Genomic DNA, 18,252 nt, shown 5'->3' with positions numbered 1-18,252 from the left:
CTACCGCAGCGGCGCCTGGTCCCCGGTCGAGGTGGCCGAATCGGCGCTGCGGCACGCGCAGCAGGTCCAGGGCGAGCTCAATGCCTTCGCATGGCTCGACCCTCGGCGTGCCTTGTCCGCGGCGGCGGCGTCGGCGCGCCGCTGGAAAAGCGGGGCACCGATCGGAGCGCTCGACGGCATGCCCTTGACGGTCAAGGAGTTCGCGGCGGTCCAGGGCTGGCCCACGCGCCGCGGTTCGCGCGTGACTTCCGCCGAGCCCGTGCCGCACAGCGCGGTGTTCGTCGAGCGGCTGCTCGACGCCGGCGTGGTGCTTCTCGGCAAGACGCGCGCGCCGGAATTCAACTGGAAAGGCGTGACCGACAGCCCCGGCTACGGCCTGACCCGCAATCCATGGGATGCCAGGCTCACGCCCGGCGGCAGCAGCGGCGGTTGCGCCGCGGCCGTCGCGGCGGGCGTCGTGCGTGTCTCGCTGGGCAGCGATGCGGGCGGTTCGGTGCGCATACCCGCGGCCTTCACGGGCACGGTCGCGCTCAAGCCGAGCTTCGGCCGCATTCCGCAGGTGCCGCTGCCGAGCGCGTTCTTCAACGTCACGCACACGGGGCCGATCGCCGCCAGCGTCGGCGAACTGGCCGAGGTGATGCGGGTCGTCGGCGGTCCTCATGCCGGCGACTGGTCGTCGATCGGCTTGAGAGCGCTGTCGTTCGACCAGGTCCCGTCCGCGCGCAAGCTGCGGATCGGACTGCTCGCGCCGGACCGATGGGAGCGCGCGTGCGATCCGGTCGTGCGGCAGGGCATGCAGGAAACGCTCGCGCTGCTGAGCGAGGACGGCTTCGAAATCCGGACCATGGACTTCGACGTCCGGCGTGCCTCGCAGGTGGGGGCGTTCTTCTACACGCTCGGATGCCGCGCGGCCGTGCGCGCCGTTCCCGAGGAGCTGCAAGATCAGCTCGACCCCGAACTCGTGCGTTTCGTCCGGTCGGTGGAAGAGGTCGGTCTGGACGAGCTGGTCGCCATGCAGCAGCAGCGCGATCTGCTCGCCGCCGAGATCCATGCCGCGTTCGACACGGTCGACGTGGTGATGCTGCCCACCCTGCCGATCCTTCCCTTCGAGGCCGGGCGCAATGTGCCGGAGGGATCGCCGTCCAGCGACTGGATGTCCTGGAACCCGTTCACGCCGGCGTTCAACCTGAGCCAGATGCCGGCGCTGTCGTATCCGGTGTGGCCGCGCGGGGCCGCGCTGCCGATGGGGGTGCAGTTCGTCGCCGCCAAGGGCTTCGACGACCACGTGCTGGCTGTCGCGGCCTGGCTCGAGCGGCGCTGCCCGATCCGGCTCGCGGGAGAGACCTAGGCGGCGCGGCGCTGCTCGCGCAGCGCGAGCAGCGGATCGAGCACCCAGAAGTGGCGTCCTTCGTTGCGGATCACGCCTTCGGCCTTGAGCTTCATGATCGTGCGGGTGACGGTCACCCGGCTCGTGCCGGTGAGGGCCGCCACCAGCTCGTGCGTCAGCGGGGTGCGGATACGAACGCCGTCGGCCTCCTCGACGCCGTACAGGTTCGCGAGGCGACCGAGCAGTTCCACCACGCGCAGGTCCGGCTTGGGCGTGGCCAGGCACTGGATGCGCATCCCCAGCACCCATTGCTTGACCGCGATCACCTCCATCAGCGCGGCGGCGAACTCGGGGTGCCGGCCCAGGACCCGCTTCACCTCGGGGTAGTCGAACTCGATCAGTTCGCAGGGCTCGAGGGTGGTGGCGCTGGACATGCGCCGCAGGCCCGCGACCGCCGAGCCTTCGCCCATCAGCGAGCCCGGTCCCATCAGCTCGAGGATGAATTCCGCGCCATGCTGCTGGAAGATCTCCACCTGCACCCGGCCCCTGACGACGAAGTAGAAGCTCGAGCCCTCGTCGCCCTGGCGATAGATGGCCGCGCCCTTGGCAAGCAGCCGCCGGCGGCCCAGGTGTTCGGCGGCCATGAAGACGCTGGCGGCCTGCGCGTCCATGTGCCAGGTTTCGGTGGCGGTTTCGTTGCGGGCTTCCATGGGGCACCTTTTCATGCCGGTCCGTCGCACCCTGGGCGGGTTGCCGCACCATGCGGGACCGGCGTTGCGCGAACCTTGTCGCGAATGACTCTGACAGAGCGTGTGTAGTGCAATATCCGTTCCAGAGAAACGCCGGTTTCCCTGAGTGCCTGCGAACACGCGTGCTCAGTCCGTCCACAGCCGGCGGCAGGCCGCGATGTCGAGGAGCAGGATCTGCTGCTTGTCGCGCCGCAGCAGGCCGCGCCGCTCGAACGCGGCGAGCGCGCGATTCACCCAGGGTCGGCTCGCGCCCACCATGCTGCCCAGCTCGTCCTGTGTGATGCCCCGCACCACATGGGTCGTGCCTGAAGGATCGGCCTCGGCCAGCTTCACCAGCACGCGTCCGAGCTTGGCCTCCACCGATTCGAGCGCCAGCGGCGCCGCGCGCCGGATGCTGTCGCTTGCGAGCAGGGCCAGCAGATGGGCGATGTTGAGCGCGAAGCGGGGAACGGCCTGCATGCAGGCATGCAGTTCGGTGCTGCGAAGCACCCGCAACGATGTCTGCTCCAGGCTCTCGGCGGCCAGGAAGCGCGGTTCGCCGAGGAACGCGCTGATGAGGCCGATCAGGTAGCCCTCGGACCAGACGCCGCTGGTGAATTCCTCGCCACTCTCCATGCGCCGGATCAGGCGCACGCGGCCGCTGCGGACGATGAACAACTCGCCGGCGGGATCGCCCTGGTGAAAGATCGGCGTGCGCGCGGGCACCTCGCGCACGCCGAGACAACGCTCGATGCGCCGCACTTCGTTGTCGTCCAGGCCGGCGAGCGCGCGGGTCCAGCCGATGTCGCTCGAGCTTTCCATCGCACCCCTTTGGATAGGCAGAGGACCGATGCCTCTGCCCGCCAGCATAGCGGGGCCGGGCGCGCGCCGAACCGGCGCGCTTCAGCCCTTCAAGGCGTAGGCCTCGACCTCGAGCAGCAGCGCTTCCTTGGCGAGGCCCGCGACGCCGACCATGGTGCTGGCGGGCAGCGCCGTCTCGACCAGGAACTCCTTGCGCACCTGCCGGATCGTCGCGACGGCCGCTTCGCTGATGTCGCGCACGAAGAAGTTGAGCTTGACCACGCTGTCGAAGCCCGCGTTCGCGGCCGCGAGCGCATGGCCCAGGTTGACGAAGACCTGCCGTGTCTGCGCGGCGAGATCGCCTGCGCCGACGATGGCGCCGGACGGGTCGTAGGCGACCTGCCCGGAGATGAAGACCATGCGGTCCACGGTCGCTTCCGTGAGATGCGAGAACCCGTTCGGGCGTGCCAGCAGGGGGGGATTCAGGTAATGGATCGGATCGGACATCGAAGGGACTCCAGGGGCTCAGTTCAACTGCAGCTTGTGGGTGGAAATGATCTCGCTGTACATGCGCTGCTGGCCTTTCACGAAATCGCCGAAGGCGCGCGGGCTCGATCCGACGAGGTCGACGCCCAGCGGGCCCAGGTCCTTCCGGAGCGCGGGTGCGTTGACCGCCGCCGCCGCCGCGTCATGCAGCGCCGCGATCACGGCGGGCGGTGTGCCCTTGGGGACCACGAGGCCGAACCACGAATAGATGTCGATGTCGCGCCCCGATGATTCCTTCGCGGTCGGAATCTCGGGCGCGCTGTCGGCGCGGCGCGCGCTGAGCACGGCGAGCGCGCGCAACTTCCCTTCGCGCAGATGCGGCAGGGTGGCCACCAGCGTGTCGACCACCACGTCGACATGTCCGCCCATCAGGTCGACCAGCGCGGGCGCGCTGCCCTTGTAGGGCACATGGGTCAAGGGCGCGCCCGTGGTCTGTGCGAGCACTTCCATCGCGATGTGGGTCGAGGTCCCGGTGCCCATCGAACCGTAGCTGGCGGGCTGGCCCGCCTTTGACGACGCGACCACGTCCGCCAGGCTGCGCCAGCGCGCATCGGGACGGGTGACGACGACATTCGGGACCGTGGCCAGCAGCGAAACGCAGTCGAACGAGTCCTCGGGGGCGTAGCCCAGCTTGATGCCCAGGTGCTGGTTGATGGCGAGCGTGGCATTGCTCGCGACCAGCAGCGTTCGGCCGTCCGCCGGTGCGCGGGCCACGGTGCTGGCCGCGATCGCCGTGCCCGCGCCGGGGCGGTTCTCCACCACGACCGGACGCTTCAAGCGCTCGGACATGCCCTGTGCCACCCGGCGGGCCAGGAGGTCGGTGGTGCCGCCCGGCGTGTAGGGAACGACCATCGTGATCGCACCCGGCGCCAGCACCTCGGCACCTGCCGCCAGGGTGGTCGAGGCACAGGAAATCCCCAGCGCGAGGGCCGCCAGCGGCCACAGGCATCGAACACGGAACTGCATCGGTATCGCCCTTGTCTTGATGGCTCTCCGTCGCGGAGAGCGCCTGGCGGGCAGTGTCGGCAGATCGGCCGCGGCTGGCTGTCTACTTGTTAACAGCTAATCAACCCAGCCCAGCACATCGGCCAAACGTTCGGCGGCCGGCAGCGGCGCGGAGAGCACGAGCGAGGTGTTGACGGTGCCGAAGCTTCCGATCTTGTCGATCACCGTTTCGAGCTCCTCGCTGGACCGGGCCAGGATGTGGACCACGTAGCTGTCGGAGCCGGTGACGCGCAGCACTTCGATCACGTTGGGCGTGTCGCGGAAGGCCTTGATCAGGCCCTTGCCGTGTTCCGCGGCCGCGCCGATGCGGATCAGCGCGTCGATGGGAAAGCCGAGGCGGTTCCAGTCGACGTCGGCGCGGTAGCCCTTGATCACGCCTTCCTCGCGCAGGCGGCGAACGCGCTCCGCGCATGCGGGCGCGGTGAGACCGACCTCCGCCGCCAGGGTCTTGAACGAGGCCCGGCCATCCTTGAGCAGCAGCTTGACCAGCTTGTGGTCGATCGCGTCGAGAAAGTTTCGCTTGGGTTGGCTCACAAAAAACTCCTCTTCGGCTGCCGTTGCTTTCCATCTTAAAGAAGGAGAGCGATGGTGAGGCCCGCGACCGGCCCGCATCGCTTTCATATGAAAGCTGGCCGGGCGCCAAAGTCGAAAAGAAAAATCCCGGCGCCCGCGCGCGCCTTGGAAATCAAGGCGAGGCCAGGGGCATCGAAAAACAGAATCGTGGCTTTGCCAACCTCTTCCATTTTTCAAGCCATGGCCATGACGCAAGTAACCACCGCAGGCTTCGCATTCGTCGAGTTCGTGTCGCCGCAGACCGAGGACCTCGTTCCCCTCTTCGAGCGGCTCGGCTTCAAGCCCCTGGGCCGATCCGAACGCACCGGCGCGGTCCTGATGCGGCAGGGCGAGGCGACCGTGATCGTCAATCCCGCGCCGAATCCTTTCCTCGACGTGCACGGTGCCTCGGTGCGCGCGATCGGCATCAACGTCGACAACGCGCGCAACGCCGTGGCGCGCGCCCTGGAAGGCGGCGCGCGCGAGGCCAGCCCGGAGGCCTTCGGAACCTATGTCGTCGAAAGCCCGGCCATCGTGGGCATCGGCGACAGCCTGGTGTACTTCGTCGATCGCGATGTGTATGGCGAGTTCTCCAGTCCCTGTGCCCCGACGCCGGGCATTCCGGCGCACGATGCCTCGATCGTCGCGATCGACCACACCTCCAACATCGTGCGGCCCGAGCATCTCGATCTGTGGGCGGACTTCTACAAGAACACCTTCGCGTTCACGCAGAAGCAGTACCTGGACGTCAAGGGCAAGAAGACCGGCATGCGGGCGCGCTCCATGGTCAGCCCTTGCGGCAAGGTCTCCATTCCCATCGCCGCCGCCGCGCACGACCAGCCCGGCACCCTGAACCAGAACGACGAGTTCATCCGCGACTACAACGGCGAGGGCATCCAGCACATCGCGCTGCTGTCCTCGGACATCGAGCAGACCATCGACTTCCTGCAGCAGGGCAGCGTCGAGTTCATGGAGGCACCGCACGAGGTCTACTACCGCGGCGTCGACGCGCGGGTGCCCGGCCATGGGCTGGACCTCGAAGCCATGAAGGCGCGCGGCATCCTGGTCGACGGCAAGGGCGGCGACCGCATCCTGCTGCAGCGCTTCACGCGCCGCCAGATCGGCCCGGTGTTCTTCGAGATCATCGAGCGCCGCGGGGAAGACGGCTTCGGCGAAGGAAACTTCAAGGCGCTGTTCGAGAGCCAGGAAACCGACCAGGTCCAGCGCGGCACCATCGAGGTCGAAGCGCGCTGAACGCAGGAATTCCCGGCGTGGCTCGCCGCGCCATCTTCTTCAATCCACCTTCCATCACCCTCCCACCATGTCCAGTCACATCCAGCGCCTGCGTCTTCCCGACAACGATCCCACCTTCGGCAGCAACAAGGTCTTCGACCTGTTCCAGTACGTGCCGGCCGTGAAGGCCGGCGGGCTGGTCTTCATTGCCGGCCAGGTCGGCATCCATGCCGACGGCAGCGTGCCGGAGCGCGCCGAGGAACAGATCGACCTGGCCTTCAAGCGCCTCGGTGCGATCCTCGCGCATGAAGGGCTGGGCTTCGAGGACCTGGTCGAACTGGTGTCCTATCACGTGCGCATCGATGAGCAACTCACGGCCTTCCGCGAGATCAAGGAGCGCTACATCGTGCGCGACTTCCCGGCCTGGACCATCCTGGGCGTGGCGTCGTTGGCACGCCCCAATCTGCTGATCGAGATCAAGGCGGTCGCGGCCGCCCGGCCACGCTAGAGGACGCGCTCATGCCGCAGGAGAACACCGCCGTCGCCGCCATCCTGGCGCGCTATCAGCACTGGATGCAATCGATCCGCGAGCGCGACCTCGAGGCCATCCTCGACATCTACGCGGACGACGCGACCTACATGCCGCCCGGCAAGCCGGCCTTCTCGGGCAAGCAGGCCTTGAGGGAGGTCTGGGCCGGCTATCTGCAGCGCGAGGACTTCGTCGCGAGCTATGTGCCCACCCTCCATCTCTGCGATGCGGGCGACATGGCCTACGACATCGGCCGCTATCGGATCGCGATGAAGAAGGAGGGGCTTTCCGTCAGCTTCGAGGGAAAGTACGTCGTGGTCTGGAAGCGCATCGACGGACGCTGGAAGGCGGTGGTCGACATGGACAACGACAACGGTCCCGCCGTGCGGGACGCGCCGACGGCGTGAGAAAGCCGCGAAGCCGCGGCGGGCGAACTTAGGGGTTAGTCCCGACGCCTTGCCGCTTGCCTGCGCTCGCGCGGCTGCGTTAGTCTCGTGCTGCTCCTGAACCGACCGTCCGGTCGGTCGATAGAAAAACCGATCGTTCGTTCGATGACGAGCTCGTCGAACGAGCGCCGTCGGTTGTCCGGCGCACCCCTCAAACACTGGAGAAAACCATGCGCGACGAAAAGTGTCTGCCCCGTGCCCTGCTGTCGACGGGCCCTCTGCTGGCCGCTGGCCTGGCTTTGCAAGGCTGTGGAGGGGGTGGCGGCGGAGGCGGCGGCTTCCTTCCGATTCCGGCGCCCGCACCCGCGCCGGCGCCGCCCGCGCCGCCACCGGCGGGCCCCAGCGTCGAACAGCTCAAGAGCAGCTGCAACGCGCTCAAGGGCCAGGTCATCGAAGGCGTGACGGTCACGGGCACGGTGCGCTTCGAGGCCAAGGCGCCGCTCTACCCCGCGGGCTTCTGCCAGGTGCTGGGCACGCGTGCACCCTTCCTGGACATCGAGATCGACGTGCCCGACAACTGGACCGGACGCTACTGGCAGCAGGGCGGCGGTGGCTTCGACGGCCGCATCGCCTCGGTGGTGACGACCGATCCGGGCGGCGCGGTGACCGCGGTCAGCCCCGTGCTCGCTCTCAAGGGCGCGGTGTACGCGGCCTCCAACGGGGGCAACCGGGCCAATGTTCCCGCGCAGGCCGCGCCGGGCGTGTGGATCGGCGGGACCGACGACGCGCGCCAGTCGGCAGCCGACTATGCCTACGCCGCGGGCGGCACCACGCTGCGCTTCGGCAAGGCGGTCGCGAAAGCCTTCTTCGGCAAGACGCCGAGCCACAGCTATTTCAACGGCTGCTCCAACGGGGGCCGCAACGCCTACATCGCCGCGCAGCGCTGGCCCGACGAGTTCGATGGCATCGTCGCCGGCTGCGAGACCATGGACATGGGCGGCGCGGTCACCGGCCTGATGAACACGGCCGCGAAGGCGGCCACGCCGGCCGAGATCAGCCCGGCCCAGTACGCCGCGGCCTACGCGGCCGCCGTGACGGCCTGCGACGCCGGCGACGGCGCGGCCGACGGCTACCTCGCCAACCCCGGCGCATGCGCCCTGCCCGCGGCGTCGCTGCAATGCGGCCAGCCGGGCGCGAATGCCGATCCCGCGCTGTGCCTGTCGGCCGCGCAGGTGCCCACGCTCGCGGGCCTGCTCGGCAACCTGACGCTGGCCGGCGGTGCCACGGCCTACAGCAAGTACAACTGGACCAACTTCGCACCGGTGTCCGCCATTCCCGGCGTGCCGGCGCTGGGCGTCACGAGCTATGGCGGCCTGGGCGGCGGCTTCGCGTTCCTGGCCACGAACGACCCGCTGTGGTTCGGCGCGCCTCCGCCGGGCACGGCGCCGGCACCCAACCTCGCGAGCTTCGACCTCAACCGCGACTACTACGTCTTCAGCAGCGGCCTCCAGCGCGCGGGCGCCGACCACGACCGGAACGCCATCGCGGCCTACGTGGCGTCGGGCCGCAAGCTGCTGTCCTGGCACGACGCGGGGGATCCGCTGCTGTCGGCCAACGATCACATGCGCAACTTCGCGACCATGTCCAGCACGGCCAGGGCGCTCGGCCTGGCCGACCCGCGCAGCAACGCGCGCCTGTTCATCGTGCCCGCCTCGAGCCACGGCGCGGGCGGCAACCTGAACGAGGTCGACTGGCTCGCCGCCATCATCGACTGGGTGGAGGGCGGCAAGGCGCCCGAGCAGCTGACCTACAACTTCCGGGTCGGCGCCACGGCCCGGACGATGCCGGTTTGCGAGTCCCCGAGGTATCCGCGCTACAACGGCAGCGGCGACATCAATTCGGCCGCGAGCTTCACCTGCACGCCGTGATGGCCCGCGCCATGGCGACGCGGCGCCGGGCCGTTCAGAGTCCCATCAACGCCTGCAACAGCATCCGGCTCGCCGGTGAGGGCTCGGCCAGCGCGGGAACGGCCAGGTAGCTGACCCGGTGCGCCCAGGGCTCATCGAGCGGCACGAAAGCCAGGTTCGGAAACTTCGCCTGCTGCTCCAGGCTGGCCTGGGGCAGCAGCCCGATGCCGAGGCCGCACTGCACCATGCGGCTGGCCGAATCCATGCCCTTGACCTGGATGCGCGTGCGCAGCCGCACGCCGTGCGCGAGCGCCTCCCTGCCCACGCGGCTCGCGAGCGCGGTGCCCGGTGGCAGTTCCACCCACTCCTCCTTCAGCAGTTGCTCGAAGCGCAGGCGCTTGCGCTTCGCGAGCCGGTGGTGCACGGGCAGGATCACGACCAGCCGCTCGGTGCGGTAGGGCTGCAGCTTGAGGCCGGGGATGTCGCCCTCCGCCACGAACACGCCGACGTCGGCCTTGCGTTGCAGCAGCAGCTCGACGATCTCCGCGCTCGTGTGTTCGGCCAGCTCGATCTTGATGCCCGGGTGCTGCTGCAGGAACAGCGCGAGGTCCTGCGGCAGGTGCTGCACGATGGCCGAGATCGAGGCGACCAGCTGGATGCGACCCGACACGCCGGCCTGCAGGTTCTGCAGCTCGGCATCGAGGGTGTCGACGTCCTCCATCATCGCGCGCGCATAGCGTGCGATCGACAGGCCCGCCGCGGTCAGGCCGGCGCCGCGCGCCGTGCGATGCAGCAGTTCGACGCCCATCGCGTTCTCGAGCTGCGTGATGCGGCGGCTCGCGGCCGAGGGCACGATGTGCAGGGTGGCGGCCGCGCGTGACAGGCTGCCTTCGTGCTCGATCGCCGCGACGAGCTTCAGGGTGGCGAGGTTCAGGTGATCGAGCAGGGGGCGTCGAGGTTTCATGGTGCGCGGGGCAGCGTTGCCGCAATGGCAACGCTGCCGTGAATTAATGTCGCTGGGCTTGTGGCGGGGACTGCGTCAGCATGCGGGCCATTCCAACCAGGAGACGCATCCTTCCATGCAGCAGATTCTGAACCTGCGCGATCTCACGATGATCGAGCGCACCCATGCCCGCGGCGGCAAGTTCCGCTACCACCCGCTGCTGTCCGGCCGCGACGGCAGCGCGGGCAACTTCTTCCTCCAGCTCTCGAACACCTTCAACGACTTCGACTCGCCGCGCCATCGCCACAACTTCGACCAGGTGCGCGTGCAGCTCGAGGGCGACGCCGACTTCGCGCGCGACGGCGTCATGAAGCCGGGCATGATCGGCTACTTTCCCGAGGGCGTGTTCTACGGCCCGCAGAGCATCTCGGGCGAATCGCTCACGCTGGTGCTGCAGTTCGGTGGCGCGAGCCGCAGCGGCTACCTGTCGGAGGCGGCGTTCCAGCGCGGCATCGTCGAGCTCAAGAAGAACGGGCGCTTCGAGGCCGGCGTCTACAAGGTCGACAAGCCCGAGGGCGGCACGCGCAACCAGGATGCCTACGAAGCCGTCTGGGAGCACATCAACGGCCGCGAGCTGCGCTACCCCGAGAGCCGCTACGACAAGCCGATCTTCATTCGCCCGTCTGCCGCGCAATGGCTGAGCGATGCGCAGCGGCCCGGCGTGTCGCGCAAGCACCTGGGCAGCTTCTCCGAGGCGCGGACCGTGCTGTCGCTGATCGCGCTCGAGGCGGGCCAGGGCATCGAGGTGCCGCCGAACACCATCGTGTTCGTGCTGGCCGGGAAGGGCCACGCGGATGATGGCAAGCGCGATTGGGAAGCACGGTCTTCGCTCTACAGCGGGGAGGCGGCCAGCGCGATGACGGCCGATGCCGCGAGCGAGCTGCTGCAGATCGAGCTGCCGAGGCTGTGACCATGCGCGACCTTCAGTCCGGCGGCCGGCGCCGTCGCATCGTGCTGGGACTCGGCGCGGCCCTGGCGGCCTCGCCACTGTCGCGCGCCTGGGCCGTGGAGGAATTTCCCTCGCGCCCGATCTCGATGGTGGTCCCGTTTCCGCCGGGTGGCGGCTTCGACACCATCGCGCGGCCGTTCGCGGAGCGGCTCGGCCAGTTGCTCGGACGTGCGGTCGTCGTGGACAACCGCGCGGGCAGCGGCGGCAACATGGGCACCGACTTCGTCGCGCGCGCGCCGGCCGACGGCCACACGCTGCTGTTCGCCAACGACTACCTCGCGACCAACCCGAGCGTGAACCGCAACACGCGCTTCGATCCGCTCAAGGACTTCGCGCCCGTGAGCATGGTCGGCAGCACGCAGGTGGTGATGGCGGTGCGGCCCGACTTCCCCGCGAAGAATTTCGAGGAGCTGGTCGCGCTGTCGAAGAAGCGCTCGCTGAGCTACGGCACGCCGGGCGCGGGCACCTCGCCGCACCTGGTGGGCGAGTACCTCTCGACCATCTCGCCGCTGCAATCGCTGCACGTGCCCTACAAGGGCACGGCGCCGGCGGTCAACGATGCGATGGGCGGGCAGATCGACATGGTCTATGCCACCTCGCCCTCGGTCGCGAGCCAGATCGCGGCCGGGCGGCTGCGCGGCATCGCGGTGTTCGGCGCGCAGCGCAGCACGCAGCTGCCCGAGGTGCCCACGCTCAAGGAGATCGGCGGGCCCTCGGTCGACTACGAGGTCTGGTACTGCCTGCTGGCGCCGGCCGGCGTGCCGGCCTCCGTGCTCGCGACGATCCGCGCCGCCACGCGCAAGGCCCTCGACGCCGACCTGGCCGCGCGGCTGGCGCGCCTGGGCTATGCGGTGAAATCGAGCGAGCCCGAGGCGGTCACGCACGCGATCCGGCAGGGGCTGGAGCGCTGGAAGGACGTGGTCGCGCGCGCGAAGATCGCGATCGATTAGGGCGCAGCGCTATCGTCGCTCGACGCCCTCGTACTCCCAGAAGAACTTGGTGCGCAGAAAGTCGAGCGACTCGGCCCAGGTGGACCGTTCGCAGGCCGCCACGCGCTGGCGCAGCGCCTCGCGCAGGGTGTCCCAGTCGTAGGGATCGACGATCAGCAGCGCATCGATGTCGAAGCCCTTTGCGCGCCGGCGCATCGAGGTGTAGGCCTGCAGCGCCCGGCCGTCGTGGTGGGCTCTCACGCCCTCGGGCGTTGCCGCGAGCAGCTGGAACACATGCGCGCCGGACACGCCCGCCTCGCCGATCTCGAGCTCGAGGGTGAGGTAGACATCCTCGGGGGCCTCCGGACGCCATGCGCTCAGCCTGTCGACATCGAGGGAACGCAGGTCGACGATTTCGAGACGGATTGTCATTTCAGGGCTCCACATCCACGTGAACGTTGGAATCGTAAGGGCCCTTGGGCACGGCACGCTGCTGGAAGTTCATCTGCGTGCCGGTCATGGAGAAGGGTTGGCCGGACACCGGGTGGACGTTGCGCCCCGCGTCGGTCGGCTTCTTGCTGGGCCCGCGCACCGTGCGCAGCCCATCCTCGGACCTCAGCATCCACCCGCCCTTGTCCGTGAGTTCCTGCGTGAAGCCGGGGCCGACGAACTCCTCGGCCAGTTCCCGCGCCTCGGCCTGCGTCAGGCGCGCGGTGATCTGCGTGTTGCCGGGCTTGTTCGACAGGCCCAGGATGCGGCGCAGCCGCGTGCGCTGCCGCTTCGTCTTGCAGCGCAGCCCCAGGGGATCGATCCAGCCCAGCGCATTCGGCGCGAAGCCGTAGGGGTTCTCGCCACCGTCGAGGCCGATCGGGTCCTGGCTCACGAAGGCGCCGATGTGCGGATCGAAGTAGCGGTTCCGGTTGTAGTGCAGGCCCGATTCCTCGTCGAAGTACTGCCCCTGCAGGCGCAGGGGGTTGTCGATCGCGGCGGCGCGCGAGGCGAGCGCGCTGCCCCAGGCGGTGGAGGTCGCGGACCAGAGGATCTCGCCGGCGGCGTCGGTCAGCCGCGAGGGCATCCCGTTCGGCTCGACATGGAAGTGGGCGACCCGTTTCGTGCCCGGCGACGACGCATCCGGCAGCGGGTCGACCAGCGCCAGCGGAATGCAGGTCTGCGGGTAGTACACGTACTCGCGCGCGCGTTCCCAGGCCACCACCGGCTGCTGGCGGCCGCGTATCGCGCGCCGCTGCGCGAGCGCGGCGGGGTTGAGCGACGCGGGCGCGACCTGTTCGTCGTGGGCCTGGCGCACCTCGCCCAGCAGCGCATCGCCGTCCCAGAAGAACCAGGTGGTATGGGTGGCGCCGCGCTTGAAGACGCGCCGGCCCACGGCGTCGTAGCCGTAGCGCGTGCGCACCGTGCCGCGCCGGCTCTCGATCAAGCGGTGGTGGGCGTCCCAGGCCAGCTCGAGCTCGTCGCCCGTGTCGGTCGCGCCGTGTGCCGCGGGTCCTCTGCGCACCAGATCGCCCGCGCGGTCGAACACGTAGTGCACGCCGTCGCAGCTGCCTTCGCGCATCCAGTGCACCGGTGCGTCGTCGTCGCCGCCGGCCACCTTCTGCATCCGTGTCTGCTCGATGGTGGTGCGAAGGCGGTCGCCCGCCGGATCGTGCAGCAGCCGCGTGACCTTGCCTTCGGGATCGATGTGCTGCAGGACGCGTCCCATCAGGTCGTAGCCGTACTGGTCGCTGCCATGGAGGCTGTCGTGCCGGTGCACCAGCTGGCCCTTGCGGTCGTAGTCGTAGCGGGTGCTGAACAGCGGCGAGGCGTCCCGCAGCACGGCCTGGGCCGTGAGCTGGTGGTTCGCGTCGTAGCGGGCGTGGCGCACGACGCTCGCGCTCAGCTGTTCCCGCACGATCCGGCCGAGGGCATCGCGCTCGATGCCGATCGGCGCCTCGTCGTCGATGCCCAGGCTCGCGAGCTGGTCGCAGGCGTCGAATTCCATCCGCACGCGATGGCCGGCCGAGCTCTCGCGCAGCGTGCGGTTGCCCACCGCGTCGTACTGCGAGGCGACGCGAAACCCGTTCTGCCATTCCTCGAGCACACGGCCGGCCGCGTCGAAGCGGCGCTTCACGTGGGCCGCGCCGTTGCGCATCTCCACCAGCTGTCCGCGCCGGTCGTAGACCAGCAGCTCATCTTGCTGGTGCCCGGGCCGCAGCGGATCAGCCGCCGTCTTGCGCGTGATGCGGCCGAGCTTGTCGCAGGCAAAGGCGATGCGCTGGCCCAGCGGGTCCGTCATCTGCGTCAGGTGGCCGGCCTCGTCGTAGGCGTAGTGCCGCGACTGGCCCCAGAAATCGGTCTCCTCGACGATGCGGCCCAGGGCATCGCGCCGCAGCACGAGGCGCTCGCCGCGCTGGTTCGTCACGCCGACGAGCTGCTCCTCGGTGTCGTAGTGGTACTGCAGGACCTGGCCGTCGGGCTGGATACGCCGGCCGATCTCGCCGAGGCCCACGTAGGCCAGCCGCGTCTCGGCGCGCGCTGCGTCCACGTGCCGCACCAGCCGGTCCTCGGCGTCGTAGCCGCAGAGGATCTGCGCGCCATCGGGATGGTCGATGCGCACCAGCCGGCCCTTCCGGTCGCAGTGGTAGCGCGTCGTCTCGCCCAGGGCGTTGGTGCGGCCGAGCAGGCGCCCCAGCGCGTCGTGCGTGAAGCGGTCGACGCGCCCGAGCGGATCGACCAGCGCTTCGAGCTGCCCGTGCCGGTCGTAGTGCAACTGCGTGGCCGCGCCGCGTGCGTTGACGTGGCGCACGAGCTGTCCGTGCGCGTCGTGCTCGAAGCGGGCGGCCGCGCCCAGCGGATCGGTCTGGCGCGTCGGCAGGCCGCGCGCGTCGCTCTCGAGCTGCCAGCGATGGCCCAGCGGATCGACGATCGCGCACAGCCGGTCTTCCGTGTCGTAGTCGCAGCCGACGCTGCTGCCGTCGGGGCGCTGCACGGCCAGCAGGTTGCCCCGCGCGTCGTAGACGAAGCCGGTGCGCAGCCCGCCCGGTGCCGTCACGGCCACGGTGCGGCCGGCATCGTCGTAGGCGAAGGTGGTCACGCCGTCGTGCGGATCGATCTCCGCCAGCGGCAGGCCGGACTCGTCGAAGCGCACCACCGTCAGGTGTCCCAGCGAGTTGCTGATCTCGGTCCGGCCCAGCGCCTCGTCGTAGGCGAAGCGGTAGTCGTGCAGCCCGCCATCGCCCCAGGCGTGCACCACGCGCCAGCGGTCGTCGTAGGCGTAGTGGAACGACAGGCCCGTGCGGTCGGTGTGGCGCGCCATGCGATGCTGCAGGTAGGCGAACTCGTACGCGGCGCCCAGCGCATCGATGGCCGCGAGCAGGTCGCCGTCGGCCTGGCGGTAACGCACCAGCGGATGGTCCTGCTGCGTGGCGGGATCGCGCAGTGCCATGGCCTCGATGCGTCCCTGCCGGCATTGCACCTCGATGCTGCGCCCGGGCAGTCCGTTCACGCCGCTCTCGACGATGCGCGCCAGCTCGCCGCGCTGCCGCACGAAGTCCCAGCGGTTGCCGCAGGCATCCTCCATGTGCGTCACGAAGGGGGACGGTGCGCGCAGCGCTCCCTCGGGCGAGAGCGCTTCCTCGAAGCGATAGCGCAGGCCGCTCTTGAGGCGCACCACCAGCGCGTCGCCCTGGCGCGTGAGCCGGGCGCCGTCCACCACGTCGAGCACCTGCTGTGCCTCGGTGCGCGGCAGTTCGGTGAACAGCGCGAACTCCTCCGGCCCGCGCAGGCTCACGATGCCGTCGTCCTCGGCCACCAGGCGCACGTCGGCCGGCGTCTGCCAGCCCAGGCCGCAGTGGCCGGCGAAGTCGTGGTCGCGCGATGCGTAGACGCGGCTCCACGTGAGCGGCAGGCGCCCGGGAACGTGGAAGTCCTCGTGCGCCACCGAGACGCTGCCGTCGCGGATGTCGACCGGTTCGGCGCGCAGCACCTGGCACTTGAGGAAGCCGGGCGGCATGTCCTTGAGCGCGCGCCGCGCGATGCGCGTGTAGGCGCGGCCCAGCGCCTTGAACAGGCCGCGCTGGATCATCGCGCCCCAGGAGATGGTGGGCGGGCCGCCGACGAACACCTGCGGCGGGATCGCCACGTTGAAGGTGGTCGGCAGCATCAGGCTCAGGCGCACCGGCTTGGCCAGCTTGCGCGGGCGAAACGGCGGCACCAGGCCGACGATGTTGCAGCTGAGCACCGGCATGGTGATGCGCGAGAACGGATCGCCATCGGCCAGCACGGTGCGGCTGCCCATGAACAGCTCGTCGTCGAACTGCGGGCCGCCCGGCCCCTTGATGATCGGCATCGGCGCGCCGACCAGGATGTGGAAGTCGACGCCGCCGGTGCCGGCATTGGCGCGCCGCACGCCGGCCACCTCGACGGTGGCGCCGAGCGGCAGCGGGATGCTCTCGGGCATCGCGCCCTCGGCCGGCGGCGCGCCGGGCGGCGCCGGTATCCGCGGCGACGCCGTGCCTTCGCCGATGGCGTTCTTGGCGGCTTCGGTCGCGGTGCCGAGCGCGCCCAGTCCCTTGACGATCGGGTTGTCGGGCGACACCTCGATGGTCGGCAGGTAGTCGAACGGGTCCATCACGATGCCGATGTGCACCGTGGGCCACACGCCGGGCGGTGCCAGGTAGGTGTGGGCATCGATGCCCAGCTGCGGGTCGAAATGCTTGGCCGCGAAGAACACGTGCTTTCCTTGTGGCGTGAGGAGTCGGCGCCCTTCAGGCAGCTTCGACGAAGGGTTGCGGATCGGGCAGGCGCGCGAACGCGGGCGGCTCGCGCCATTCGCCGGGCGCGAGGTCCAGCGGATGCTTCACGTGCGGCAGCCCGCTCCAGGCCGGGTCGAGCCACTGGCGCCCCATGGCCACGACGGTGCGGAACACCTCCTCGCCGCCTTGCACCAGCTGCTCGCGCTCGCGCAACTGACCCTGGAACAGTTGCTCGTAGCGCTGCGTCAGCTGCGTCTCGATCGCCGCGATGGCGCTCGGCGGTGGATGGGTGCCGAGCCGGTGGCCCGCGAGATCCGCCTCGACCAGGGCCGCGCGCGCCTCGCGCTCGTAGGCCGTGGCGCATTGCGCGATGCGCTCGCAGCGTCGGGGGTCCTGCATCGCGAGCATGTCCTGCAGCAGTTGCGGCACCGTGCTGTTCGGCCGGTCGGCGTCGGCCATGGCGCGCGCCTCGCGCACGCCGGCCAGCGCCGAGGCCCAGGCCCGGTCGCGCTCGCCGGCACCGAGCCAGGCCTGGGCCGCGGCGCGCTGGCCCTCGACTGCGAACAGGCTGTTGGGCACGCGGCGGGCCGCTTCGGCGGCCTGCTCGAAGGCATGGGCCGACTGTTTCATGTCGCCGGCCGCGGCCCATGCGCCGCCTTCGGCCATCCAGCCCTGCATCAGCAGCATCGGGCCCATCGGGTTGCCGGCCTGCGTGGCCTGTGCCGCCGCGGCACGGGCCTGGCGGTAGCGCGCGACCGCGCGCGCGACGTCGCGCGCCTGCAGCCAGGCGCCGCCCACCATCACGTCGAGCACGGCGCGCTGGTCGAACCAGCCGTTGCGCGTGGCCAGTCGCGCGGCGCGCTCGGCCGTCGCTTCCACGGCGGCCGCGTCGCCGCGACGCAGCAGCACCAGCATGTCGGCATAGAGCTGCCGAAACAGCGCGGCCCCGCCACTCCCGCCGCCCGCCTGGGCCGCGATCTCGCGCGCGGCCTCCAGGATGTCGAGCGGCGCATCGACCACGCGCACGACCCCCGCATGCCGCTCCACCAGCGGCTGCCAGGCGCGCGTGTCGCTGTCGTCGACCAGCACCAGACGCAGCAGCCCGGCATCCCGTGGCGGCACGGGCGCCTGCAGCGCCGCGTCGAGCCAGCGCTCGAAGCAGGCCGCGTCGCTCACGCCACCCGGTTGCAGCACGACCGACAGCCGCTGGCGGCGCAGGTGGCGCGCCAGCGACAGGCCGGTGTCGACGAAGCCGGCGGCGCTGTCGCGGCCGGGTGCGTGTTCCTCTTCCCAGGGATCGGTCACGCCCTGCTTCGCGAGCTGCGGCCGGTTGTGAAGGTAGGTCTCGATCAGGGCCTGCCGCAGCTCGCGGCTGTAGCGGTAGCCGGTCTCGAAGGCCGCGTCCAGCCGCAGGAAGAGGTCGGGCGTGGCGTAGTCGCTGTCCACCATCTGCAAGGTGAAGAAGGCATCGAGCATGCGCTGCGAGTCGGGCGGCAGCCGCAGCACGACCGCGCGCAGCGATGCATCGTCGGTGCGCTCCCACCACAGGTCGTGGAGCCGGGCCATGCGTTTTTCGACCGGGTTGCGCACCGGTGCCGCGGAGGACATC

At 70.0% G+C, this 18,252-nt stretch carries 16 protein-coding genes; 7 read left to right on the top strand and 9 right to left on the bottom strand.

What is annotated here, in order from left to right; genetic code table 11:
- Positions 1-31: 31 nt before the first annotated feature.
- Positions 32-1,348 (top strand): amidase family protein, encoded by a 1,317-nt coding sequence (locus tag AC07RV_RS05445; RefSeq protein ID WP_444852450.1) that lies wholly within the window; start codon positions 32-34, stop codon positions 1,346-1,348.
- Here the strand turns inward: AC07RV_RS05445 and AC07RV_RS05440 are convergent.
- The 5 genes from AC07RV_RS05440 to AC07RV_RS05420 all read right to left on the bottom strand — a co-directional run bounded on the left by AC07RV_RS05440 (position 1,345) and on the right by AC07RV_RS05420 (position 4,941).
- The gene (locus tag AC07RV_RS05440) at positions 1,345-2,037 is read right to left on the bottom strand and encodes a Crp/Fnr family transcriptional regulator (RefSeq protein WP_296786140.1); all 693 of its coding nucleotides are present in this window, start codon (positions 2,035-2,037) and stop codon (positions 1,345-1,347) included. The two genes, AC07RV_RS05445 and AC07RV_RS05440, sit on opposite strands and share 4 nt — an antisense overlap.
- A 165-nt stretch (positions 2,038-2,202) precedes the next feature.
- Entirely contained in the window at positions 2,203-2,925 is a 723-nt protein-coding gene (locus AC07RV_RS05435) for a Crp/Fnr family transcriptional regulator (protein ID WP_444813675.1), read from the bottom strand.
- A 33-nt stretch (positions 2,926-2,958) separates the two neighbouring features.
- A complete protein-coding gene (locus AC07RV_RS05430; protein ID WP_296786132.1) occupies positions 2,959-3,363 on the bottom strand; it encodes a RidA family protein in 405 nt (134 codons plus the stop codon).
- Positions 3,364-3,381: 18 nt separating this feature from the next.
- Positions 3,382-4,368, bottom strand: coding sequence for a Bug family tripartite tricarboxylate transporter substrate binding protein (locus tag AC07RV_RS05425; RefSeq protein WP_296786129.1), 987 nt, complete (start codon positions 4,366-4,368; stop codon positions 3,382-3,384).
- A 96-nt stretch (positions 4,369-4,464) separates the two neighbouring features.
- On the bottom strand, positions 4,465-4,941 hold the full coding sequence (locus tag AC07RV_RS05420; RefSeq protein WP_296786126.1) for an Lrp/AsnC family transcriptional regulator: 477 nt from the start codon (positions 4,939-4,941) through the stop codon (positions 4,465-4,467).
- A 225-nt stretch (positions 4,942-5,166) separates the two neighbouring features.
- Between AC07RV_RS05420 and AC07RV_RS05415 the strand changes: the two genes are divergently transcribed.
- The 4 genes from AC07RV_RS05415 to AC07RV_RS05400 all read left to right on the top strand — a co-directional run bounded on the left by AC07RV_RS05415 (position 5,167) and on the right by AC07RV_RS05400 (position 9,035).
- Complete coding sequence (locus tag AC07RV_RS05415) at positions 5,167-6,213, top strand: 4-hydroxyphenylpyruvate dioxygenase family protein (protein ID WP_296786123.1); 1,047 nt, start codon at positions 5,167-5,169, stop codon at positions 6,211-6,213.
- 67 nt (positions 6,214-6,280) lie between these two features.
- Positions 6,281-6,700, top strand: coding sequence for a RidA family protein (locus tag AC07RV_RS05410; protein WP_296786121.1), 420 nt, complete (start codon positions 6,281-6,283; stop codon positions 6,698-6,700).
- Between the two features lie 11 nt (positions 6,701-6,711).
- Complete coding sequence (locus tag AC07RV_RS05405; protein WP_296786119.1) at positions 6,712-7,128, top strand: YybH family protein; 417 nt, start codon at positions 6,712-6,714, stop codon at positions 7,126-7,128.
- A 209-nt stretch (positions 7,129-7,337) separates the two neighbouring features.
- Complete coding sequence (locus tag AC07RV_RS05400; protein ID WP_296786117.1) at positions 7,338-9,035, top strand: tannase/feruloyl esterase family alpha/beta hydrolase; 1,698 nt, start codon at positions 7,338-7,340, stop codon at positions 9,033-9,035.
- 34 nt (positions 9,036-9,069) lie between these two features.
- Here the strand turns inward: AC07RV_RS05400 and AC07RV_RS05395 are convergent, their stop codons facing one another.
- The gene (locus tag AC07RV_RS05395; protein WP_296786114.1) at positions 9,070-9,978 is read right to left on the bottom strand and encodes a LysR family transcriptional regulator; all 909 of its coding nucleotides are present in this window, start codon (positions 9,976-9,978) and stop codon (positions 9,070-9,072) included.
- Positions 9,979-10,093: 115 nt separating this feature from the next.
- Here AC07RV_RS05395 and AC07RV_RS05390 point away from each other — a divergent pair, with 115 nt between their 5' ends.
- Together AC07RV_RS05390 and AC07RV_RS05385 are read left to right on the top strand one after the other, a co-directional pair.
- Positions 10,094-10,927: a hypothetical protein gene (locus AC07RV_RS05390; RefSeq protein ID WP_296786111.1), complete on the top strand. Its 834-nt coding sequence runs from the start codon at positions 10,094-10,096 to the stop codon at positions 10,925-10,927.
- Positions 10,928-10,929: 2 nt separating this feature from the next.
- Positions 10,930-11,916 carry a Bug family tripartite tricarboxylate transporter substrate binding protein gene (locus tag AC07RV_RS05385; protein ID WP_296786109.1) on the top strand — a complete coding sequence of 329 codons (987 nt, stop codon included), beginning with the start codon at positions 10,930-10,932 and terminating at the stop codon, positions 11,914-11,916.
- Positions 11,917-11,925: 9 nt separating this feature from the next.
- Here AC07RV_RS05385 and AC07RV_RS05380 read toward each other — a convergent pair whose 3' ends face one another.
- Genes AC07RV_RS05380 through AC07RV_RS05370 form a run of 3 tightly spaced genes read right to left on the bottom strand, consistent with a single transcriptional unit; the run spans position 11,926 to position 18,251 of the window.
- Positions 11,926-12,327, bottom strand: a complete 402-nt coding sequence (locus AC07RV_RS05380; protein ID WP_296786106.1) for an Imm8 family immunity protein — start codon at positions 12,325-12,327, stop codon at positions 11,926-11,928.
- A gap of 1 nt (position 12,328) precedes the next feature.
- Positions 12,329-16,621 (bottom strand): RHS repeat-associated core domain-containing protein, encoded by a 4,293-nt coding sequence (locus tag AC07RV_RS05375; protein ID WP_296786102.1) that lies wholly within the window; start codon positions 16,619-16,621, stop codon positions 12,329-12,331.
- Positions 16,622-16,655: 34 nt separating this feature from the next.
- Positions 16,656-18,251 carry a hypothetical protein gene (locus AC07RV_RS05370; protein ID WP_296786099.1) on the bottom strand — a complete coding sequence of 532 codons (1,596 nt, stop codon included), beginning with the start codon at positions 18,249-18,251 and terminating at the stop codon, positions 16,656-16,658.
- Position 18,252 lies beyond the last annotated feature (1 nt).

The organism is Variovorax sp. GW821-FHT09B01 (assembly GCF_059418345.1).
The sequence above is the reverse complement of the archived record's forward strand: the minus strand, read 5'-3'. Positions and strand labels throughout refer to the sequence as shown.